Raw genomic sequence first — 22,611 nt, 5'->3', positions numbered from 1 at the left:
ATCGCCGCTTGCATTGCCGCCAATCACCAACTTGTCCGTGAACTGGTTCGATGCTGCGCCGCCTTCGTTCATCACCGTGTTGACAATCAGCTTCGCGTTGTTGCCCACGTAATTGCCGCTGACGTTCAGCACATTGCCCGTCGTGCCGGACGCAGCCGCGAGGTTGATCGTGGCGTTGTTCGTGAGGTTGCCCTGGATCAGGAACGAGCCTGTCGAGCTTGCCGAGAAAGCCGGCAACGCATTCGCCACTGCGATCGTGCCCGAGTTGTTCACCGAGCCCAGGACCGTGCCGAAGCCGCCGAGTGTCGCGCCGTCGGCAACGGTCGTCGTGCCTGAGCCGATCGTCGCGCTCGCGTGTTGCGCGTCGCCGACTGCAAGGGTGCCGCCAAGCACGTTCGTGTCGCCATAGGTGCTTGCGCCGTTCATCGTGAGCATGCCGCTGCCCAGCTTCGTCAATGCGCCTGAGCCGGTTACAGCCTGCGAAAGAGTCGATGAAAACTGCTGCGTGTCGATGGTCCCGCCGTTCGCGTCGATCGTGATTGCACGGGTGGCCGCGAGGTCGAGATTGTTGCCGAGTTGCAGCGTGCCGCCGTTGAACGTAACGCCGCCGGCGGTAGCGCCCAATGCGTTATCGGCACTGATGTTGACCGTGCCTTGCGTGATCAACGTGCCGCCTGAATACGTGTTTCCGCCGGGCGCCGTTGGCGCCAGCGTCAATGTACCGGCGCCGGTTTTCTCGATGGAACCCGTGCCGCTCAGCAAGCCTGCATACGTGCCATCGTCGGTCTGTGCGAAACGCACGAGCCCGTTGTCCGTGATCGCCGACGGCAGGCTTTGCGCGCGCGCTTCGAGCGTGCCGGGGGCGTCGACGGTGAACTGTCCTGCGTAAGCGCTGTTGTCGCCGGTCAGGATCAGCTTGCCGTTCGCGACTTCCGCCGTCTGCACGTCAGGCAGGATGCCGTTGAGCGTCCATGTGCCGGTATCGTCCTTGATGAGCGTCTGGAAGCCGGCAATGTACCCGCTCACCGATGTGTCGAGCGTTCCGGTGCCGGCGCCGCTCAGGATCAACTGGTTGTTGCCCGTGCCGCCGTCGACGCTGCCTTGCACCGTCGAACCGGTGTAGATGCGCATGGTGTCATCGCCGCCCGAGAACAGGAGGTTGCCGATCACCTTGCCTTTGTTCGTGAAATCGACAGCGCCGTCGCCGCTCGATCCGATTGCGTTCACAGGCGCTTCGATCACGCCCGTCTGCGTGTTGATGACCGTGTTGCTGCCCGACGTGTTCTGAAACCAGATGGCCGCGGCGTTCTTTGCCTGAATCAGGCCGCTGTTCGTGATGACGTTGCCCGTACCCTGCAGGTTCACGGCTTCCGCAATGTCTTCAGTGCCTTTGGACAGCACCTTGCCGCCGGCTTCGACCGTCAGTGTGCCGTTGTTCTGGAACTCGATGGTGTTGGTGCCCGTGCCGTAGAAACCGTGCAACTCGACTGCATGGTTGCTGACGGTGCCGCCGGACTTCACGGTGATGTTGGCGCGGTCGGCGAGACTGATTGCCGATGCGTCTTGTGTATTGATGAGCGCACCCTTCTTGACGACGACTGTGCGGTCGTCGTTACCCGGAGCATTGCCCGTGCCGATCGTCGTTGTCTCTGGCGAGCCGGCACTGCAAACAGTGTATTGACCATTCACTGCGCACGCGGCTGCCGCAGCAATCGGGTTGAGAAGAAACGGAATGAGCAGCAACGACGGTGCAAGCGAGATCGCTCGCGTACGAACAGGATTTGACATGGTACGCCCCGGTGTTTGTTATCTGAATGCGAGCGGAATTTATCAACGGGGGTCATGCAGTGAATGTTGTAAGGCGAACAGTTGTGCTTCAAAAGTAATCCAACGATGGACGCTATGTGCCGTGCCGCTTATAGCGAAACAAATAGGCGCGTGATAAGTGTCAGGCAGTGTCAAATCGAGTGACGGGTACGGGCTCGGGAACGAGCGAGACGGTCTGATCCGTACACGTCAGTGTCGATGCAATGCGCGCATTGCCATTAGCAGAATCTCATCGTCTTGTTTGCGCGTTGCCGAACACAAGATGAGGCTGGCGTTGTGATGTGTGGTCTACCCTACGTTGCATCGCACGTCGTGCTGGACGATGCACATGGTCCCTGTACGATGCGTTTTTCAGCGTAGCCAGCGTTTCGACGTTCAGGGCAGGCGTTTTTATTCGGGGGATAGATGGGATCGAAGAGCACTGTGGCGAGCGTGCCGACGAAGGTCCATGTTCATTTGTATTACGGTGTCGATCCGAGCCGTTATCGCAAGGATGACAACGTCGGTTGCCTGTACGGTTATCACTACGCCGAGTCTGAATCCGTGGCGGTTTCGTATTCGCAGGATCATCCCGAAGGTCGCGCGATGCGCTCCATCCGCCGCGGCCTGAAGGCGCTGTTTGGCTGTGACCTGATTCATACGTTTCGCAATCGTGCAGCGTTGCTCGAGTCCGATGTTGTCTGGACGCATACGGAACGCGAGTATCTGTCCGCTGCACTGTTGCTGATGCTCAAGCGTGGACCCAAGCCGCTGCTGCTTGCCCAAAGCGTCTGGTTGCTCGACGTATGGAAGTCTCTTAGCGGATTCAAGCGCGCCATCTACAAGAAGCTGATCAACCGTGCGGATCTGCTCACGACGCTCACCACCGATAACGCCGCGCTCGTCAAGCAATTCTGGAACCGCGAAGCAACGGTCGTGCTCTACGGCATCAGCACGGACGACTTCCCCATGCAGCCGGTGTCGCAGTGGCGTCCGCACGAACCCTTGCGCGTTGCCGCGATAGGCAATGACCGGGATCGGGACTGGCAGACGTTCATGGAAGCCTTCGAGAACGACGCGCGTTTCTCGGCACGGCTTGCAACGCAGCGCAAGGTCTCGCGTCCAAGCGCGGCGGATAACGTCGTGGTGGCGCCGGTATCGGGTATCGAAGAACAGCGCAAGCTTTATGAATGGGCCGATGTGATCGTGGTGCCGTTGCATCCGAATCATCATGCATCGGGTATCACGGTGGTGCTGGAAGGCGTGATGGCCGGGAAGGTGGTGGTTGCCACGGACATTGGCGGGCTCACCGACTACTTCTCGCACGATGCCGTTTCGTATGTCCCGGTCCACGATCCGCGCAGTCTTCGCGAAACCGTTGCCGCTTTAGGCGCCGATCCCGAAGGCACGACAGAACGCATCCGCCGCGCGCAGCAGGAGTTGACATCGAAGGAACTGACCACGCGTGGATACGCGCGTCAGCATGTCACGCTCACGCATCAGATGCTGCGCGACGCCGCAATGCGTGAAAGCGTCACGCCAATGGCCCGGGCATAGCCGGAACATATGATTGATTCGAAATCCTACGCAATCGCTCCGCCGCCATCCACGAGCACGGTCGATCCGGTCGCATACGCTGTGCTCGCAAGGTAGATCACGGCGTTGGCGATGTCCTCCGGTTGCCCCACACGGCGTGCGGGCAAGCGGGCGGCGGCGTTATCGAACATGCTCTGGCGTGCTTCGTCGCTGAGCTTCGACCACAATGGGGTGGCGATCATCCCCGGCGATACCGCATTCACCCGCACCGGCGACAACTCCAGCGCAAGGCCGCGCGCCAGCGCCTCCAGCGCGGCGTTGATCGCGCCTTGCAGCACCGAACTCTTGCTTGGCCGCACGCTCAGGAAGCCAGAGATAAGCGTGAGCGAACCGCCGTCGGTGATTTTCGCGGCACGTGCGACGCGATATGCGCCCCAGAACTTGCTGTCCATGGCAGCGTAGGCATCGGCGAGTGCGAGCGTGCGTGCAGGACCGCCCGGCGTTTGAGCCGCCGATACCACCACGTGATCGAACGGTCCCGTCTCTGCAAAGAAACGTTCAACGGCGGCTTCGTCGCCGGTATCCAATACAGCCGTGTCCACGGTTGATCCCATACTCGATTTGATCTCCGCCGCGCTTGCATCCAGCTTCTCCTGGTTACGCGAGGCAATCGTCACGTGCGCCCCGAGTTCGGCGAAGGCTTTCGCGGTGGCGGCGCCAATGCCCGAACTTCCGCCGACGATCAATATGTTCTTCGATGCAAATGTATTCATTTCCAGACTCCTTTATTGCAGCCCCTGAACTGCAGCCCCGGAATTAAAACGCCGGAAGGCTGCGGCCAGGTTCGATCAGATGGTTTCCGTCTCACGCAGCGTGAGCGGACTTTGCAGCACGTACCGGGCAATGTCTTCCTTGCGCATGAACGCGACATCGGGCCGGCTTTTCGCATAACGCAGGAACTCATCCCACACCCGGACCATTTGCGGCGAACCGCTGATCCGGTCGTGCGCGCTCACGGACATCATGCGGCGACGCGTACCGGCTTCGTCGTAAAGCTGATCGAAGTCGAGCTTGATCTGTTCAAGGAATTTATCGGGCGAATAGTTACGTCCCTCGACCAGCAGGATGTCGTTATTGCGCCGCGGGTGCGGGGATTCATCGACTATTTGCGGGAACGGTTGCGTGACGCATGGCGCTGGGGAAAGGCTTGAACGACGCTATGCAAAAGATGGACGTTTTCTTGAGCGCTAGCGAACAGAGCGATAAGAATTAGTAAGTATGCTTATGGTTATGCCTGCGAGGACAGGCCGTTGAAACAACCGGGGGATGAAATGCACAACGACGAAAAGCTGGGCGGGCTGTTACTCGTTCTGGTGATCGGGTGGGCCTATCAGGCGATCGCGCAATGCAGAGACTTTTGTTCTCTCCAATGGTCGTCGGCGATGAACGTCAGGACACGCTGGCCGGACTGACGACCAGCGGGTTTCTATTCGACATCCACGCCCGGCGATGTCGTCGCATCGCGCATGCTGTATGCCGACAGGATCCGGTACAGGGTCACGCGTGACACGCCGAGCTCTTTCGCGGCTTCGCCCAGACGTCCGCGATTCCTGAGCAACGCCATTTCGATCGCCTGCCGTTCTCCGGCTTCGCGTGCTTGCGCAAGTGACGTTGGGGCCGGTTCGGCGAATTCGCCAAGCTCCAGATCATGCGCGCCGATCAGGCGTCCCTCTGCCATGACGATCGCGCGCCGCACGCGGTTGATCAGCTCGCGCACGTTGCCCGGCCAGGAGTAGTTATGCAGCGCCGCAATGGCATCAGGTGCGAAACCGCGCAGCGGCCGATGCGCGTCTTTCTTGTAGCGCTCGAGCATGTGTTTCGCGAGCAATTCGATGTCCTTGCCGCGAGCCCGTAGCGGCGGTTCATCGATTTGAAGCACGCATAGACGATGGTACAAGTCGGCGCGAAACCGGCCTTCGACCATGGCCGTCTGCATCTCGACGTGCGTGGCGGAAATGATGCGGACATCGACAGAAGTCGAGCCGTGTCCGCCCAGCCGTTCGACCTTGCGCTCCTGCAGGAAGCGCAGCAGGCTTGCCTGGCTTTCGAGCGGCAGGTCGCCAATTTCATCAAGGAAAAGCGTACCGCCATTCGCCGCTTCCACACGGCCGATCTTGCGCTGGTTCGCGCCCGTGAACGCGCCGCGTTCGTAGCCGAACAACTCGGACTGCAGCAGATGCGTGGGGATCGCGCCGCAATTGATCGCGACGAAAGGCTGGTCGCGCCGCGTGGAATGCCGGTGAATGGCCGCGGCCGTAAGTTCCTTGCCGGTGCCGGATTCACCGGAAATGAAAACCGGCGCGTCGGTGATGGCGACCTTGCGGATTGCTCGGAACAACGCCAGCATGGCGTCGCACGAGCCGATCATTTCGCCTTCGGCGTCGCTGCTGCCCATGGCGTTCACATTGCCGTGCGTGCCGCCCACCACACCGCTGCGCGAGCCTGCATCGTGCAAGGCAGCAATGCCGTAAGCATGTCCGAGCGCATTCAGGATGCGTTCGCCGGAAGCGGGGAGCGTGACGTAATCGAAGCAGAAGTCGCGCACGAGGCGGCGGATTGTTTCGTTATCGAGCTGGATGGGCGTAAGCAACGCAACCCACCCGATGGTCTTGATCGACAGCATTGTTTCGGCCAGGCGCAAGTTCAACTGGACGTTGCGGGACGAAAAATCGAGCAGGCCGCCACTCGCATTCGATGGAAAACTCTCCAGGTCACGACCCAATTCGGAATTTCTGACCGTCCACCCGCGCGCGTCCATCAGAGAGCGAACCTCGAGCGTCAAGGGATCGCCTACGTAATAAAGATGCCTGGGACTCGACGGAAACGCTGCCATGAAAAATTACACCGGTTGGTTACAACGAATAATGCCACCAAAACCATGGGTGGCACGCGTTGTGTCGCTCGCGAATTGGCGTGTTGACGCGGTGTTGAAACGCGTGCTCCTGTTTATAACGACTGTTTGCTTGGAAACTTGAAAGAAGAAGCGCGCCTCCGGTTAGAGGCGCGTCGCAGGGGAAACCCTTTCCAAAAGCTCCATAAACCCGTGGAATTGAACTTGTCTAAAGAATACGGCAGGTTCCGGGATCTGGATGCGTCGAGACAGAATTATTCCGCTGATCCGGCGGATTTCGTCGACAGATTGCGAAACGATGCACCCGCGTGTTCCTGCGGCAAATGCGCGGCGCCCCCAAAGAGTTTTTCGCGAAACGTGCCGTCGGCGTAGCTGGTTTTGTAAATGCCCCTGGCCTGAAGTTCGGGAATCACCAGGTCGATGAAATCTTCGTAGCTCTCCGGCGTCACCGTACGGGTCAGGTTGAAACCGTCTACGCCCGCTTCATTCACCCAGGATTCGAGCGCATCGGCTACTTCGACCGGGTCGCCTACGATGGTCGTATAACGTCCGCCAAGCCGCAACTGATCGAGCAGACGCCGCACGGTCCAGCCGGACTGGCCATCGGTTACGCGCTGCACGGATGATTCGATGCCGCGGCTCTTCGGAGCGCCTGGCGGCTGGATTTCGTCGTCGGGATTGAAGATCGAATAGTCAGTACCTGTTCCCGCCGCGAAATGCGCCAGTCCGGCTTCGGGACTTGCGTAGTGCGCATATTCGGCAAATTTTGCTTCGGCTTCGGCATGCGTGCGGCCGACCACGACGGTAATGCCCATGAAGATCTTCAGGTCGGCAGGGGTGCGGCCGGCATCGGCGGCTTGCTGGCGCAGTGCATCGACGAGCTTTTTCGTGCCGGGCTTGCTTTGGCTCGATACAAACACGCACTCCGCATGACGCGTGGCGAATGCCTGTCCTCGGCCCGATGATCCCGCCTGGAAGAGCACCGGCGTGCGTTGCGGCGAGGGTTCGCAAAGGTGGTAACCCTCGACGTCGTAATAGCGTCCGTGGTGATCCACCTTGTGCACTTTCGCAGGATCGGCGAAGACGCGCGTTTTACGATCGCGGACCACGGCGTCGTTTTCCCAGCTTCCTTCCCAGAGCTTGTAGAGCACGTCGAGATATTCGTCGGCGCGGTCATAGCGTTCATCGTGTGCAATCTGCCCGGTCAGGCCCATCGCGCGCGCCGCGCTGTCCAGGTACCCGGTCACGATGTTCCAGCCAATCCTCCCGTCGCTCAGATGATCGAGCGTGGAGAAACGTCGTGCGAGCAGGTAGGGCGCTTCGTACGTGAGGTTCACCGTAATGCCGAAGCCAAGGTTGCGCGTGACCGCGGCCATGGCCGAGACCAGCATCATGGGATCGTTGACGGGAAGCTGGACCGACTCCTTCAAGGTCAGATCGGCCGATTGCTGATAGACATCGTAGACGCCGACTATGTCCGCAATGAAGAGGCCATCGAACAGTCCTTTTTCGAGCAGCTTTGCAAGGTCGGTCCAGTATGAAAGCTTGCGGTAATCGGTCGAGCGGTCACGTGGATGCGTCCAGAGGCCATGATTGATATGGCCCACGCAATTCATGTCGAACGCGTTCAAAAGGATCTTTTTCTTGCTCACGGGAGTCCTCGCGGAAAACGACGGATGAAGGGCGCAAAGGGCGGATAGCATCGCACGGTCAGGATCGCCGGCGAACCATCAATTTGATATTTATTATCCATGACTGCGGACGCTGCGTTTCTTTTCGCCCGGGTACGCTTCGATGAGGCCCGCAAACCGGTCGGCAAGCGTGGTACGTGCGCGCGCAGGCCAGACGGCGCTCAACTCGAAGGGTGGCAGCGCGGCGCCGTCCGAAATTTCGCAAAGCCGCACGCCGCTGAATTGCAGCGCGCGCACCGAACGCGGCAACAGGGACACGCCGCATCCGGCAGCCACGCACGCGAGGACCGTCAGCGAACGGTTGGCGTCCTGCACGATTTCTACCGCGCAACCGGCTTGCCGGAACGCGCTCAAGATCCCCGCACGAACACCCGGCAATTGCCCGTGAGGAAACCATACCAGGCCATGCGGCGCGAGTTCGCTCAGCGACACCGCGCCGTTTGCGCCCAGCGGAAAATTTTCGGGCAACACCGCGATCAACTGTTCGCGCGCGATCAGCTTCTCGTGCATTTTCCCGGCAACAGGCGCCGGCGTGTGCAACAGGCCGATATCGATTTCTCCCGTTTCAAGCGCGCTTGTCTGCTCGGCGTTGCTCATCTCGCGCAGCACGAGATCGACGTCGGGAACGGATGCGCGCAGTGCCGCAATCGCGCGGGGCAGCACTGCAAAAAGCGCCGCCGATGCAAAACCCACCGTCAGCCGTCCCGCTCGCTGCGCGCCGATTTCGCGCGCCCGGTGCGAGGCGGCATCGATTCTCGCGACGCTCATGCGCACGTCCTCGACGATCGCCAGTCCCGCCGCAGTCAGGTCGGCGCCGCGCCGCGTGCGGCTGAAGAGCTTGACGCCCAGATCCTTTTCCATGCGCGTGAGCGCCTGGCTCAGCGCAGGCTGGGCGATGTTCAGGTGATCGGCGGCGCGGGTGACGCTGCCCGCGTCGGCGACGGCCAGGAAATACTTCAGGTTGCGCGTGTCCATATTAAAACGATATGAAAGATGATCACTTGCATCATAGTTCTTTATCCCTCCGATCCCTAGAATGGGTTTCATCGGCCGTTGCAAGAAGCCCGGAAAATACAATCAGGAGACGACAATGAACTGGTACCGCGAAATATCGCCGACGGAAAAGCGCACGCTCTGGAGCTGCTTCGCGGGATGGGCGCTGGACGGCATCGACACGCAACTGTTCAGCCTCGTGATTCCGACCCTGCTGGTGACGTGGGGTATCGGCAAGGGGCAGGCGGGGTTGATCGGCGGCGCGACGCTGGTGGCCGGCGCGCTCGGCGGATTGCTTGCGGGCATGCTGTCGGATCGCTACGGGCGCGTGCGCGCGCTGCAGATCACGGTGATCTGGTTCTCGCTTTTCACTTTCCTCTGCGCATTCGCGCAGAACTTCGAGCAGTTGCTGGCCTTGAAGGCGCTGCAAGGCATCGGCTTCGGCGGCGAATGGACCGCGGGCGCCGTGCTGCTGAGCGAGACCATGCGCGCTGAACATCGCGGCAAGGCGATGGGCATCGTGCAAAGCGCCTGGGGTTTCGGCTGGGCGGGCGCGGTGCTGCTTTATACCGTCGTGTTCTCGTTCGTATCCCCGGAATGGGCGTGGCGGCTGCTGTTTGCCATAGGCGTGATTCCGGCCGGGCTCGTGCTCTATTTGCGCCGTAACGTGGTCGAGCCTCCGCGTGTTCCGGTCGCCGCAAAGGCATCCGGCGGGGCGCTTCCTCCGGCCACCCATATCTTCGATAAATCCGTGATCCGCTCGACCATCGTGGGCGCGTTGATCGGCGTGGGCGCGCACGGCGGATATCACGCGATCACCACGTGGCTGCCCACTTATCTCAAGACCGAGCGGCATCTGTCCGTCCTGGGAACCGGCGGGTATCTCGCGGTGGTGATCGCGGCGTTCATCTGCGGATGTTTTGTCAGCGCGTGGTTGCAGGACCGCATTGGCCGCAAGCTCAACGTGATCCTGTTTGCCGTGTGCTGCGTGGCGACGGTCAACCTCTACGTCTTCCTGCCGATGGGAGACACCGCCATGCTGCTGCTCAGCTTCCCGCTCGGGCTCTTCTCGGCAGGTATCCCGGCAACGCTTGGCGCGCTTTTCAACGAACTTTATCCGCAGGGCATTCGCGGCACAGGCGTGGGTTTTTGCTACAACTTCGGGCGGATCGTTTCGGCGGGTTTTCCGGTGCTGGTCGGTCACATGGGCAACTCCATGCCGCTTGGTTCGGCGCTCGGTATCGACGCCGGAGTTGCCTACGGCCTTGTCGTGGTCGCCGCGCTGATGCTGCCCGAGACGAAGAACCGGCGGATCGCGACGGTCGCGGTCAATGCGTGATTAACGTCGGATGAACGCCGATCAACGGATTCCACTTATGCAAACGCAAGAGACCTGCATGGCCGAGCGCTGGTATGAGACGGGCGCGGAGCAGATCACGGCCATCGACAGCCACGCCCATGTGTTCGTCCGCGGATTGCCGCTCGCGCCGCAGCGCCGCCATGCGCCAGATTACGATGCCACGCTCGACGCCTACGCCGGTCATTTGCTAGCGAACGGCGTGTCGCACGCGGTGCTGGTCCAGCCGAGTTTCCTCGGCACGGACAACCGCTTTTTTATCGATGTGATGCGGCGCTACCCGTTGCGTTTTCGCGGCGTGGCCGTGGTGGATTGCAGCGTGAGCGACGCCGGGCTGGTATCGCTCGATCGGTCGGGTGTGGTCGGAATGCGGCTGAACCTGATCGGCTTGGCGATCCCCGACCTTCGCGCGCCTGACTGGCAGCGGTTGTTCGCCCGCGTCAATGCGCTTGGGTGGCATGTCGAGGTGCATCGTCAGGCAGCGGATCTGCGTGATGTCGTGGAGCCGCTGTTGGAGCAGGGCTGCACGGTCGTAGTCGATCATTTCGGGCGGCCTGATCCGCAAACCGTCGAGCGCGACCCGGGCTTTCGCTATTTGCTCTCGATCGGGGGAACGGGGCGCGTGTGGGTGAAGTTATCGGCGGCTTACAGGAGCGCGGTGAATGATTCAGGCGTTGCGGCCGGCGGGCGGCTGGCAAGCGCGTTGATCGATGCATACACGCCCGGGCGGCTTGTCTGGGGCAGCGACTGGCCGCATACGCAGCACCAGCAATTCACCGACTACGATGCAACCCGCCGCGCGCTCGACCGATGGGTGCCGGACGCGGCGCAGCGCGAGATCATTCTCACGGGTTCGGCCGGCGAGCTGTACCGGTTCGGATAGCGTTACTTGCGCACGATGTCCTTGAGAAAATCCGATACACGTTCGAGTCCCTGTTCCAGCACATCCAGTGGATTGGCGAAGCCGATCCGCACATAACCTTCCATTTCGAACGCGCTGCCCGGCGTGAGCATGACGCCCGTCGCGTCGATCAGCGATGTACAAAATTCAGTCGATGACATGTCCACATCGAACTTGAGCAGGCACACAGTCGCGGCTTTCGGCTTGACATACGAGACCAGCGGTTCCTGCTGGATCCATGCATCGAGTGTTGCGAGATTGGTCCGTGTGATCGCGTGATTGCGCGCGAGGATCCTGTCTTTCGCTTCCAGCGCTACTGATGCAAGATGATCGTCGATCATCCCCACGCTGACGGTGTTGTAGTCGCGATGAATGCACACGGCCCGGATGAGATCGACCGGACCGGCGATCCATCCCAGGCGCAGCCCGGCTAGCGACCACGTCTTCGACATGCTGCCTGTGCTGATGCCGCGTTCGTAGAGGTCCGCGACTGACGCGGTGAATCCCGAACCTTCCTGATTCGTTCCGCGATAAACCTCGTCGCACAGCAAGTACGCGCCACACGATCGCGCGATGGCGACCACCTCTTTGAGAAACGCTTCGTCCATCAGCGAACCCGTTGGATTGTTCGGGTTGTTGATGGCGATCAGCTTCGTTGCGGGGCTCGCGAGTGTGCGCAATTCGTCGAGATCGGGAAGAAAGCCGTTCTCTTCCCGCAGCGTCAGGGTGTGTACATCCGCGCCGTGACTCTCGGGTATCGAATAGTGCTGCTGGTATGTGGGCAGCACGGCGATCACGCGGTCACCAGGCTCGATCAGCGTTTCATACACCAATGCGTTTGCGCCGATCGCGCCATGTGTCACCAAAATGTTCTTCGGCGTTTGATGGTCGTAGAGCGCAGCGATATTCGCGCGCAACCGGTCCGAACCCTCGATCGCGCCATAGGTCAGCTTCATGGGGCGCAGTTCGTCCATGATGCTGTCCTGCTTGCCGGTCAGCGTCAGCAACTGATCGACGGTCAGCGATTCGACGCAGGTTTCAGCAAGGTTATAGCGCGCCTCATGCTCGTACCGGTCCATCCAGCGCTCGACCAGAAAGTCCTTGATCTTCATTCGTTTCTCCGCAAATCAACGCGTTCGGTTGACCGAGTGTATTTCAAATTCCATGCAGGCTGAAGATCTGGAACGCGCGTTACCTTCGACGCACTGACTCTTATGACACACTCACGGTTTGCTTCGCTCAACGTCATGTCAGGAGATTCCGTGAACCCGAGCTTCTTGATCAGTAACGTTCGCTTTTCTGATGGCGCGTCCGTCGATATCGCAATCAGCGCCGGGCGTATCGAAGCGATTGGAGCCAATCTTCCGCGCGATGCAGACGTGGTGGTGGAAGACGGCGGGAGCGCACTTGTGCTTCCGGGATTCGTGGAAGGCCACACGCATCTCGACAAGACGAACTGGGGGCTGCCGTGGTATCGGAACGAAGTCGGTCCGAGGCTTGTAGACAGAATCGAGAATGAACGCTCGTGGCGTGCAGGCTCGGGACATGATGCAGGCAAGCAATCCCTCGCGCTCGCCCGTGCGTTCGTTGCCGCTGGAACAACGCGCATCAGGACGCACGTGGACGTAGACACCGACGCCGGCCTCGAGCATCTCGAAGGCGTGCTTGAAACGCGTGAAACGCTCGCGGGCGTTGCGGACATCCAGATCGTTGCGTTCCCGCAATCGGGCATGCTGCGCCGCCCGGGAACCGATGCGTTGCTCGCCGACGCGCTGAAGTCAGGCGCCGACATACTGGGCGCGCTCGATCCCGCGCTGATCGACCAGGACCCGGTCAAGTCGCTCGACACCACGTTTGCGATCGCGGATCGTTACCAGAAGCCCGTCGATATCCATCTTCACGAGCCAGGTGAAGTTGGCGCATTCACCATCAAGCTGTTGCTCGATCGCGTCGAGGCGCTGGGCATGCAGGGTCGCGTGGTGATCAGTCATGCGTTTTGCCTCGGCATGTTGCCCGATCGCGAGCGTGATGTGCTGCTCGCAAGAATCGCGCAACTGAGCGTCGCGCTCCTGACGACCGCGCCGCCCTCGGTACCGGTGCCGTCGCTGCGAGCTTGCATTGAAGCGGGCGTGACGCTCTTCGCGGGCAACGACGGCATACGCGATACATGGACGCCGTTCGGCTCGCCCGACATGCTCGAACGCGCGATGTTCGTGGCCATGCGGCACGATCTGCGTCGGGACGTCGACCTCGCACTCGCATTCGATTGCGTCAGCACGCTCGGCGCACACGCGTGCGGCTTTGCGGACTATGGATTGCACGTCGGCGCGCGTGCGGATCTGGTTCTCGTCGATGCCGCCACTGTCGCTCATGCGGTCGTGGCGCGGCCGGTGCGCAAGCTGGTTGTATCGAATGGAAAAGTCGTGGCACGCAATGGCGCAATGCTGGCCTGAAACATCGGGCCTGATGCATCCCGTACAAGCTAAGATATCAGCGAGCGCCGGTTCACGCGGACCGGTTTCCTGCGTGATTTCTTCGATGGGAGAACAAGATGGCAGCCAAGAGGATTCTGTTTCTGACCGGCGATTTTGCGGAAGACTATGAAACGATGGTGCCGTTCCAGGCGCTGCAGATGGTCGGTCACACCGTGCATGCGGTCTGCCCCGGCAAGAAGAGCGGTGACAAGATCAAGACCGCGATTCATGACTTCGAGGGGGACCAGACTTATACGGAGAAACCCGGACATCTGTTTGCGTTGAACGCGAGTTTCGACGACACCGATCCAGCCAGTTATGACGCGTTGATGATTGCCGGCGGACGCGCGCCCGAGTACTTGCGCCTGAACAATCGTGTGATCGAAATCGTCCGGCATTTCGCCGATGCTGAAAAACCCATTGCCGCTGTTTGTCATGGGGCGCAATTACTCGCCGCCGCGGATGTGATTCGCGGCAAGCGCATTTCGGCGTATCCCGCTTGCGCGCCGGAAGTGCGTCTTGCGGGAGGGGAGTATGCGGACGTTCCCGTGGACAGCGCAGTGACTGACGGCAATTTCATTACCGCGCCCGCGTGGCCTGCGCATCCGCAATGGCTTGCGCAGTTCCTGACGCGGCTTGGGACGGAAATCAAGCTTTAGGCGCGATGCTGGAGGGCGCTGGCGGGCGGCAGGCGCGTCGGCGTTACGGGCAGTCGGGCCGGCACTGCAATTGCACCACTCGCGCGGCCCGAATAAACATCGGCCGCGCGTCATCAACTCCTTATCCCAGCTTCGCCTGCAACTCGGCTGCTCCACCGCGCTTATACAATGCCAGCGTAGCGATAAACCCGCACACTGCCGCAAAAATCAGCCAGTAAGCTGGTGCGGCTTTATCGCCGGTCGTCTGGATCAGATACGTCGATACCGCCGGCGTGAAGCCACCGAAGATCGCCGTTGCCAGGCTGAACGCCAGCGAGAAACCCGCCACGCGAACATCGACCGGCATCACTTCAGTCAGCGCGGCGACCATCGCGCCGTTGTAAGCGCCGAAGAAGAACGAGAAGTACAACAGCACGCCAAGCATGCGCAGGAAACTCGGATCGTGCGCAAGCCACGAAAGCGCCGGGTAAGCCGTGATGATCGCCAGTGCCGATACAAACAGCAGCACCGGCTTGCGTCCGATCCGGTCCGAAATCGCGCCGCCGATCGGCAGCCAGATAAAGTTCGACACCCCCACGAACAGCGTCACGATCAGACTGTCCGACGTGCTCAGGTGCAGCACGGCGCGGCCGAAGGTCGGCGTGTAGACGGTGATCAGATAGAAGGTGGTGGTGGTCATCGCGACCATCAACATGCCGGCAATCACGGTCTTCCAGTTCGTGAGCATGGAACGGAAGACTTCACCGGTTGCCGGGTGATGACGGCGCGCCTTGAATTCGGCGGTCTCCTGCAGCGAGCGGCGCAGAATGTAGAGAAACGGCACGATCATGCAGCCGATGAAAAACGGCACGCGCCATCCCCAGCCGGCAATCTGCGGCGGCGAAAGCATGCTGTTCAGCGCATAACCCAGGGCTGCAGCGACGACGATTGCGACCTGCTGGCTGGCAGATTGCCACGACGTATAAAACCCCTTCTTTCCAGGCGTCGCCATTTCCGCGAGATAGACCGACACGCCGCCGAGTTCGGCGCCCGCCGAAAACCCTTGCAGCAAACGTCCGAGGAGCACCAGCGCCGGAGCCAGCAAGCCAATGGTCGCAAACCCCGGAACGCAGGCAATGAGAATGGTGCCGCTTGCCATGATGGAAAGCGTGACGATCAGGCCGCGCCGGCGTCCGACTTTATCGATGTACGCGCCAAGCACGATCGCGCCCAACGGACGCATCAGGAATCCGGCGCCGAAGACAGCGAACGTCTGCATCAGCGACGCAAATTCGCTGGCAGCCGGGAAGAACGTCCTGGCAATATAAGTCGCGTAGAACCCGAACAGAAAGAAATCGAATTGTTCGAGGAAGTTGCCGCTGGTGACGCGCAAAACCGCGCCCAGCTTCGAGACACTCGGCGCGCTCGCGCCCAGCGCCTGCGGTTGAAATTCGTTTCCGGTTGCCATGTCGTCTCCTGGATTTTTTTATTGCCACGCCGGCCATCATAGGCTCGACGGGCCCCATGTTGCATTAGTCATCGACCAGCAGTTTACTCGGTTGGCGTTTTTCCACGGCCCATTTCAAAAGTGCTGCACTGCGATAAATCCCGTGCGCGAATTTCCCGTACGGCAGCGTCAGGAACAGCGCCATCACAATGCCAAGGTGGACGGCCAGCAATAACGCCATCATGGACGTATCGCGGAGAATCAACAGTGCGAGACCGCTCGCGCTGGTCAACAACAGCAACGCGATAAAACCGCGGTCCATCGGCTTTTGCGCGACGTCGCCGTGCTGCGGATGACGCTTCAGGTTCAGCCACAACAAACCGGCAGGTCCCGCCAGCAAGCCGAGACCACCCAGCGAACCGAGTACGACCGGTACGCTGCTGATCGCATAAGGCGCTTCGAGCTTGAGAAGATAGTGATAGAGCGTAGCCACGCACGTCGATGCAAAACACAGCATGAAACCGTAGAACGTGAGGTGATGAAAGCGGCGCCGGGCGAGGGAAAATGCATCGTCGGCGTTGTTGCAGCCTTCGCCATGGCCGCCGCCGAGATAACGCAGGCTCAGCACGTCGTGCGTCGCTTCACCGATGGCTTCGGCCGACATCGCGCCCGGATCCTCATTGCGCCAGAACTTCCGGACACCGACGCCGAGCGCGATCATCGCGAACACGAATACGATGCCGAAGAGCAGCGCGAGCGTGTTGTGCGGGAACACCGCATAGAAGTTTCCGGCGAGCGGCGGCAAGAGCAGCGAGCCTTTGAGCGCCATCGTCATGATCAGGAAAAGTGCCAGACCACCAGCGAGCGCCAGTGCCAGGGTCAGGCCGTTGCGCTTGTATAACGCGCCGAAACCTGCCGGCCATGCGTAGTCGACGTAAGTCTGCAAACGCACTTCGGCCATCGCCTTGGGCACATTGACGCCAAATTCGTGGGGCGGCGCGTACTGGCACGCGTGCAGACACGCGCCGCAGTTGTGGCAGAGATTCGAAAGGAAGTGCACGTCGGCGCGGCCGAACTCGAGGCGGCGGGTCATCGCGGGGAAGACGGCGCAAAAGCCCTCGCAATAGCGGCACGCATTGCAGATCTGCATGATGCGGCTGACTTCGCCTTCGGCCACGGACATCGGTTTTGCAAACGTGATGGGAACTTCGTTCAGTGCAAGCGCGCTCGCCTCGCGCGTCAGGTTTTCAAGCGACTGCATGACTGGCTTCCTTCAATTTCAAAGCCGCCTGCGCGGCCTGGGTTCCTGCAATCCGGCCGAATGCCGTGCCGATCGCCATGCCGACGCCGGCCGTATAACCCTTGCCGAGCACGTTGCCCGCCATCATCTCGCCCGCAACGTAAAGGTTGGGGCTCGGCTTGCCGCCGAAATGCACGGCGGAGTTCTCGTTCACCTTGAGACCGAGGTACGTGAACGTGATGCCGGGGCGAAGCGCGAAGGCGTAGAAGGGCGGTTTGTCGATGGGCTGCGCCCAGTGTGTCTTCGCGGGCGTGAGGCCTTCGGTATGGCAATCATCAAGGACGGCGTGATCGAATTTGCCGACGCGACAGGCGGCGTTATAGGTCTGGATCGTATCGATGAACTTCGCTTCGTCGAGATTCATGGCACGCGCGAGTTCGCCGAGCGTGTTCGCTTTCGTGCCGGGAAAGACGGGCGGCATGAAGCGGCCGATCGCTTTCGAGTCGATGATCGAATAACCGATCTGTCCCGGCTGATGTGCAACGAGCCGGCCCCAGATGGCATAACGCTTGGGCCAGAAGTCCTCGCCTTCATCGTAGAAACGCTCGGCGTTGCGGTTCAGCATCACGCCGAGCGACACACAATCCACCCGTGTGCAGATGCCGCCGTCGTATAGAGGTGCACGGGCGTCGATCGCGACACAATGCGATTGCGACGGATCGCCGATGGAATCCGCGCCGGCATCGATCATGTATTTGAGCAGCACGCCCATGTTGAAGCGCGTGCCGCGAATCAGGAAATTGTCGGCGACCCATTCGCCGTTGATTTGGCCCCATGCTTCGCGCAGCCACTCGCGATTCGATTCGAAGCCGCCCGCGGCCAGCACGCACGAGCGCGCTTCAATACGCTCATCGCCAATCCGCGCAGCAACAAAACGGTCGCCATCCAGTTCGATGGAATCCACCGGCGCGTTGTATCGAACCTGGACGCCCAGCGCTTCCGCGCTGCGGAAATACGCGTTGACGAGCGCCTTGCCGCCGCCCATGAAAAACGCGTTGGTCCGCGCGACATGCAGCGCGCCCGACAACGGTGGCTGGAAATGCACGCCGTGTTTGCGCATCCAGTCGCGGCATGTCGACGATTCGCGGATTGCGAGGCGGGCGAGCGGTTCATTGGTGATGCCGCCCGTGACCTTGAGCAGGTCCTGCCAGTATTCCTCTTCCGGATACGCATCGATCAGCACGTCCTGCGGCGCGTCGTGCATGCAGCGCAAGTTGCGCGTGTGCTGCGAATTGCCGCCGCGCCACTCACGCGGCGCAGATTCGAGCAGCATCACGGACGCGCCCGCCTCGCGGGCCATCAAAGCCGCGCACAAAGCCGCGTTGCCGCCGCCTATCACCAATACGTCCACCATTGTGATGTCTCCTCCAATCTCCGGAGTGTAGGACGTGCGGTGTTCGGCCGCCAGCAGGCGGCAGGCAACGGGTCTTCACGAATCGTGAAGAGGCGGCAATGTGGCGCCTGTCCATTGTCCGCCGGTGACGAGCGTTCGCGCGACATCGGCGAGAACTACGCGCGCCGCGAGGCCGGCGGGCGAGAGCTCGTCGTCGGAAAGACTGACGAGCTGGTTTGGACGCACCATGTAACGCTCGTTGATTGGGAGCGCGCGGAACGAGGCCAGGTCGCGGCGGGCCAGCGCGGCGCCTGGCTGGATCGTCAGGCCCAGACCGCCTCCGACCGCGTCCATGAGCATGGCGAGGCCATCGATTTCCGCCACGATATTCGGCTCGATACTGGCACGCGCAAACGCCGTGTCGAGCAGCGAACGCAGGCCGTGCGGGCCGCTTGGGAGGATCATCGGCAACTTCGCGATGTGCGCGAGCTTCGTGGTCCTGGTCTTTGGCATCGGCTCGAAACTCGCGGCTGCGATCACGAACAGACGTTCGTCGAGCAAAGGCGTCGCGCTGAAGCGCTTGATGTTGTCGCTCTGGAACAGGATCGCGAGGTCGATCTGGCGCGCGTTCAGCATGACGGACAAATGGCCCGACAGACTTTCAACCATGCGCAGGCGTACATCGGGATAACGCTCGCGCATCGCGCGCATGAACGCGAGACCGAGCACGCCCGTTGTGCTCGGCGCCATGCCGACGCTGACATGACCGGAAAGGCGCGCGTGCTGTGCGGCGTGGGCGGCGTCATCGACATGACGCAGCGCCAGTTGCGCCTGACGCCAGAACGCGAGGCCTGCGTCGGTGGGCACCACGCCGTTGGCGGTGCGCTGCAGGAGCCGCGTGGACAGCTCGCTTTCAAGCCGGCTGATCTGCTGGCTGAGGGTCGACGTCACTACGCCAAGTTCCATCGCCGCACGGCCCATGCTGCCATGTTCGATCACACGGACGAAATAGCGAAGCTGGCGCAGTTCCAAAGGGTCTCCTTGCAGATCCGTTCTGATGTCCGCGCATTATCGCCGGGATGAGCTGGTCCGGGCCGTTGTTAGCTCGTTCGGAACGATCTGGGCCGAAGCTCGGTTGTGCCTGCGTGCAGCCGTTCGTATTCCGCAATCATCTGGGCGCCGAAGAGCAGCAATGTCGCGAGGGCTTCGAGGCTGAACAGGACGACAATCGAGGTCGTCAGCGATCCATACACCACGCTCACCTGCGAGAGCGTGGCGAAATACCAGACCAGTACGTGACGCGTGACTTCCCACAGCAAGGCAGCGGCAACCGCGCCGAACAACGCGTGCCTGAAACGCGGACGTCCGACCGGAATCACCATATAGATCGATGTCAGTACGAACACCTCGCCCGCGAATCCGAACAGGTAAAGCAGCACGCGCGATGCGCCGCCAAGCGAGATTTCGACGCCGAAGATATCGACGCTATGTGCGCCCACCGCCTGTAATCCTGTCGATACGAGCGTGACAAGCAACACGCCTGCGCCAAGCGACAGGCTGTAGCAGTAAGGCAGCAACGCGGATATCAGGAAATGCCGCCGACGTATTGCCACCCGATGCACGAAGATCACCGACATGGCGTTTTCAAGCACGGTGAAGGCGAGCGAACTGAAGAAGATCATCGTGCAAAGCAGCACCCAGCCGATCACCGCCCGATGCGCGAGGAAGTTTGCAAGCTCCTTGACGATAGCTTTTGCCTGCCCCGGCACGAGCCATTCGAGCAGATGAGAAAGCGTGTCGAGAAGCACATGCCGGTCGATCACATGTGAAAGCGCGATCACGACCAGGATCAGCAGCGGCACGATGGAAAGCAGCGCGTAATACGCGACCGCACCCGCGAGCAACATGCCCTGATTCGCGCGAAAGGCTTTTAGAACCTGCAAGGCGAACGCGCCTGGGTGATCGGCGATCGTCCTGAGCGTGCGGTAGCGAATGAGTTGCATATGCCCTCCAGATGCCCCGGCCGTCTGCCAGGTATATGGCCCGAGCACGATTCCGCAAGTCCTGGGCCTTGCTTGGACACGTTCGCACGGGATCGGCTTAAATCTGTTGCGCATGGGGACAGCAGGTCGTTAAAATAAACGAGAATCATTCCCATTCTGAAATCGAAGAGCTTTTGCGCTCTGGCCGTTGCCGACCGATGTTCCACGCTGTGCGTCGTCACGCTCACATCGCCGAGCGCCATATTGGGTCGCGCCTGGCGCCGACCAATGCTTATAAAACTGTAAGCCTGGATCAAAAAACAGGTTTGAAGCCAATCGTAAGACTATTTATGAACGCCGGAACTGGACAGGGACTGCAGGTATTTCAATGACGCGTCGAATTCTGTTTCAAGTGCACTGGCTGCTCGGCGTCACAGTGGGACTGGTGCTGGCGCTCATGGGGCTGACGGGCGCCACCATGAGCTTCGAGGACGAGATCACCGGACTGCTGAACAGCAGCACCATCAGCGTCGCGAAAGGCGCGGAACTCATGACGCCCGATGCGTTGCTCGCGAGCCTCCGCGCGCAATTGCCGGGCGAGGAAATCAGGCCGCTGGTGTTATCGGCTGATCCGGAAAGAGCTGTCCAGTTCCGGGTGCGCCAGCCCTCCGGTGCAGCGACGTTCTACGCGAATCCCTACGACGGACACGTGCTCGGCAAAGCGGCCGGCAGCGACTTTTTCTCGTTCGTAGAAGACGTGCACCGGTTTCTGGCGCTGCCTATCACCGAAGGGCGGCGCGACAGCGAGATCGGCAAGCAGATCACCGGCATCGCCGCTTTTTCGCTCATATTCTTCGCGTTGTCCGGGCTGTATCTCAGATGGCCGCGCAAGCCGCTCGACTGGCGCGCGTGGTTCGTGCTCGACCTGAAGCGCACGGGGCGTAATCTCTATCGGTCGCTGCATGCGGTGATCGGTGGATGGATGGTCTTGTGTTACCTGATGAGCGCGATGACCGGCTTGTGGTGGTCATACGGCTGGTATCACGATCTGGCGAGCAAGGCGCTGGGTATCGAGGAGACACGTCGTGCGCCCGCGGCGGATCGCAAGCCGAAGGAAGCGCTCGCGGACGCGAAGGGCGATGCACCGCGTGCAGCGGGATCGCGTAAAAAACGGGGCGTGGAAGGCGCGCCTAAAGCGATGGATTCGAGCCGTGCGATTTCCTTTGACCCCGCCTGGCAAACCTTCGTCCAGCGCGTCGGTCGGGATTTCGGACGCGCGTCGCTGACGGTTTCGCGCGATGGCCGAGCGGTATCCATAGAACGGTTCGACGGACCGTTGCGAGGCGGCCTCATGGACCGGTTCACATTCGACGCCGCGACCGGTTCGCTCAAGGCCACCGATCTCTACGCAAATCGTCCGATCAACAAGGTCATCGGCACAAGCATGTTGACGTTGCACAGCGGGGCCGTGTTTGGCGTTCCAGGGCGGGTTATCGTCATGCTGTGCAGCCTGACGATGCCGCTTTTCGCCATTACTGGCTGGCTGCTTTATCTCGGCCGGCGCCGCAAGCGTCGTGAAGCCGACGCCATTGCGCCCTTGCCGTCATTCGCCACGAGTCACGCCAACAGCGATCTGCTGATCGTTCACGCCAGCCAGACCGGCACCGCCGAGCGTATCGCGAGCATGAGCGCGGCGGCGTTTGCATCGGCGGGAAGAGCTGCCCGCTGCCTGCCTATCTCTGCACTCGATTCCGTGTCGCTGGCCGCAGCCCGCTGCGTGCTTTTTGTGGTGAGCACCTATGGTGATGGCCAGGCGCCCGACCGCGCCCGTTCATTCGTCCGCCAGATGATGGCGCGCCCCGCGCCGAGCGGCGGCTTCAGCTACGCGGTGCTCGCGCTCGGTGACCGCGAATACCCGGACTTTTGCCACTTTGGCCGTCAGGTCGATGAATGGCTGACGAAGGCGGGCGCGCGCAGATTGTTCGAGCGCATCGAGATGAACGGCCGCGATGACGAAAGCGAACAGCGCTGGCGCCGGCAGTTGACAGCGCTTGGCGCGGCCACCGTGGCAGGGTGGGAAGAGGCGCCGGTTCAGTCGTGGACGCTGGCGCAACGCAAGCTTCTGAATCCCGGCAGCCAGGGCGGCGGCGTGCATCATGTGCGGCTGAAAGTGAACGCGGCAACGTCGCCGGGCTGGACAGCGGGCGATATCGTCGAGATCTATCCGCATAATGATCCGGCG

The 22,611-nt window shown here is 61.1% G+C and carries 18 protein-coding genes and 1 pseudogene; 7 read left to right on the top strand and 12 right to left on the bottom strand.

All coding sequences use genetic code 11. From position 1 onward, the window contains the following. A partial coding sequence (locus ACFFAR_RS03590; protein ID WP_375507530.1) for an autotransporter-associated beta strand repeat-containing protein occupies positions 1-1,788 on the bottom strand: 1,788 nt, incomplete at its 3' end. A 444-nt stretch (positions 1,789-2,232) separates the two neighbouring features. On the opposite strand from ACFFAR_RS03590, the gene ACFFAR_RS03585 reads away from it, so the two are divergent. Further along, complete coding sequence (locus ACFFAR_RS03585; protein WP_174363891.1) at positions 2,233-3,363, top strand: glycosyltransferase; 1,131 nt, start codon at positions 2,233-2,235, stop codon at positions 3,361-3,363. 26 nt (positions 3,364-3,389) lie between these two features. Here the strand turns inward: ACFFAR_RS03585 and ACFFAR_RS03580 are convergent, their stop codons facing one another. Together ACFFAR_RS03580 and ACFFAR_RS03575 are read right to left on the bottom strand one after the other, a co-directional pair. Further along, a complete protein-coding gene (locus tag ACFFAR_RS03580) occupies positions 3,390-4,115 on the bottom strand; it encodes an SDR family oxidoreductase (RefSeq protein WP_174363892.1) in 726 nt (241 codons plus the stop codon). 75 nt (positions 4,116-4,190) lie between these two features. Then, positions 4,191-4,493 (bottom strand): annotated as a pseudogene (locus tag ACFFAR_RS03575) (polysaccharide deacetylase); the annotation flags it as partial. Between the two features lie 159 nt (positions 4,494-4,652). Here ACFFAR_RS03575 and ACFFAR_RS03570 point away from each other — a divergent pair. Then, positions 4,653-4,814 (top strand): hypothetical protein, encoded by a 162-nt coding sequence (locus ACFFAR_RS03570; protein ID WP_375507529.1) that lies wholly within the window; start codon positions 4,653-4,655, stop codon positions 4,812-4,814. Positions 4,815-4,828: 14 nt separating this feature from the next. Here the strand turns inward: ACFFAR_RS03570 and ACFFAR_RS03565 are convergent, their stop codons facing one another. The 3 genes from ACFFAR_RS03565 to ACFFAR_RS03555 form a co-directional block, all read right to left on the bottom strand. Continuing rightward, on the bottom strand, positions 4,829-6,235 hold the full coding sequence (locus ACFFAR_RS03565; protein WP_375507528.1) for a sigma 54-interacting transcriptional regulator: 1,407 nt from the start codon (positions 6,233-6,235) through the stop codon (positions 4,829-4,831). A gap of 272 nt (positions 6,236-6,507) precedes the next feature. Further along, entirely contained in the window at positions 6,508-7,905 is a 1,398-nt protein-coding gene (locus ACFFAR_RS03560; protein ID WP_174363893.1) for an NtaA/DmoA family FMN-dependent monooxygenase, read from the bottom strand. Between the two features lie 93 nt (positions 7,906-7,998). Continuing rightward, the gene (locus ACFFAR_RS03555; protein ID WP_375507527.1) at positions 7,999-8,919 is read right to left on the bottom strand and encodes a LysR family transcriptional regulator; all 921 of its coding nucleotides are present in this window, start codon (positions 8,917-8,919) and stop codon (positions 7,999-8,001) included. A gap of 115 nt (positions 8,920-9,034) precedes the next feature. On the opposite strand from ACFFAR_RS03555, the gene ACFFAR_RS03550 reads away from it, so the two are divergent. Both ACFFAR_RS03550 and ACFFAR_RS03545 read left to right on the top strand, forming a co-directional pair. Beyond that, positions 9,035-10,276: an MFS transporter gene (locus tag ACFFAR_RS03550; protein WP_075358472.1), complete on the top strand. Its 1,242-nt coding sequence runs from the start codon at positions 9,035-9,037 to the stop codon at positions 10,274-10,276. Positions 10,277-10,286: 10 nt separating this feature from the next. Then, positions 10,287-11,177, top strand: a complete 891-nt coding sequence (locus tag ACFFAR_RS03545) for an amidohydrolase family protein (RefSeq protein ID WP_375507526.1) — start codon at positions 10,287-10,289, stop codon at positions 11,175-11,177. A gap of 2 nt (positions 11,178-11,179) precedes the next feature. Here ACFFAR_RS03545 and ACFFAR_RS03540 read toward each other — a convergent pair whose 3' ends face one another. Further along, on the bottom strand, positions 11,180-12,307 hold the full coding sequence (locus ACFFAR_RS03540; RefSeq protein ID WP_174365665.1) for an aminotransferase: 1,128 nt from the start codon (positions 12,305-12,307) through the stop codon (positions 11,180-11,182). A 150-nt stretch (positions 12,308-12,457) separates the two neighbouring features. Here ACFFAR_RS03540 and ACFFAR_RS03535 point away from each other — a divergent pair, with 150 nt between their 5' ends. Next, positions 12,458-13,648, top strand: coding sequence for an amidohydrolase family protein (locus ACFFAR_RS03535; protein WP_375507525.1), 1,191 nt, complete (start codon positions 12,458-12,460; stop codon positions 13,646-13,648). Positions 13,649-13,746: 98 nt separating this feature from the next. After that, complete coding sequence (locus ACFFAR_RS03530) at positions 13,747-14,328, top strand: DJ-1/PfpI/YhbO family deglycase/protease (RefSeq protein ID WP_174363263.1); 582 nt, start codon at positions 13,747-13,749, stop codon at positions 14,326-14,328. A gap of 121 nt (positions 14,329-14,449) precedes the next feature. Here ACFFAR_RS03530 and ACFFAR_RS03525 read toward each other — a convergent pair whose 3' ends face one another. From ACFFAR_RS03525 to ACFFAR_RS03505, 5 genes are all read right to left on the bottom strand, one after another. Next, the gene (locus tag ACFFAR_RS03525; protein ID WP_174363264.1) at positions 14,450-15,775 is read right to left on the bottom strand and encodes a tricarballylate/proton symporter TcuC; all 1,326 of its coding nucleotides are present in this window, start codon (positions 15,773-15,775) and stop codon (positions 14,450-14,452) included. Positions 15,776-15,839: 64 nt separating this feature from the next. Then, complete coding sequence (tcuB, locus tag ACFFAR_RS03520; RefSeq protein WP_174363265.1) at positions 15,840-17,015, bottom strand: tricarballylate utilization 4Fe-4S protein TcuB; 1,176 nt, start codon at positions 17,013-17,015, stop codon at positions 15,840-15,842. Further along, positions 17,002-18,408: an FAD-dependent tricarballylate dehydrogenase TcuA gene (gene tcuA, locus ACFFAR_RS03515; RefSeq protein ID WP_174363266.1), complete on the bottom strand. Its 1,407-nt coding sequence runs from the start codon at positions 18,406-18,408 to the stop codon at positions 17,002-17,004. The genes tcuB and tcuA overlap by 14 nt, the downstream gene beginning before the upstream one ends. 75 nt (positions 18,409-18,483) lie before the next feature. Continuing rightward, on the bottom strand, positions 18,484-19,419 hold the full coding sequence (locus tag ACFFAR_RS03510; RefSeq protein WP_174363267.1) for a LysR substrate-binding domain-containing protein: 936 nt from the start codon (positions 19,417-19,419) through the stop codon (positions 18,484-18,486). 68 nt (positions 19,420-19,487) lie between these two features. After that, positions 19,488-20,390: a YihY/virulence factor BrkB family protein gene (locus ACFFAR_RS03505; protein WP_062001992.1), complete on the bottom strand. Its 903-nt coding sequence runs from the start codon at positions 20,388-20,390 to the stop codon at positions 19,488-19,490. A gap of 367 nt (positions 20,391-20,757) precedes the next feature. Between ACFFAR_RS03505 and ACFFAR_RS03500 the strand changes: the two genes are divergently transcribed. After that, positions 20,758-22,611: PepSY domain-containing protein (locus ACFFAR_RS03500; RefSeq protein ID WP_375507524.1), on the top strand; the 1,854-nt coding region annotated here is incomplete at its 3' end.

Origin of the sequence: uncultured Caballeronia sp., from assembly GCF_964243625.1 — a bacterium.
Classification (GTDB): domain Bacteria; phylum Pseudomonadota; class Gammaproteobacteria; order Burkholderiales; family Burkholderiaceae; genus Caballeronia.
The sequence above is the reverse complement of the archived record's forward strand: the minus strand, read 5'-3'. Positions and strand labels throughout refer to the sequence as shown.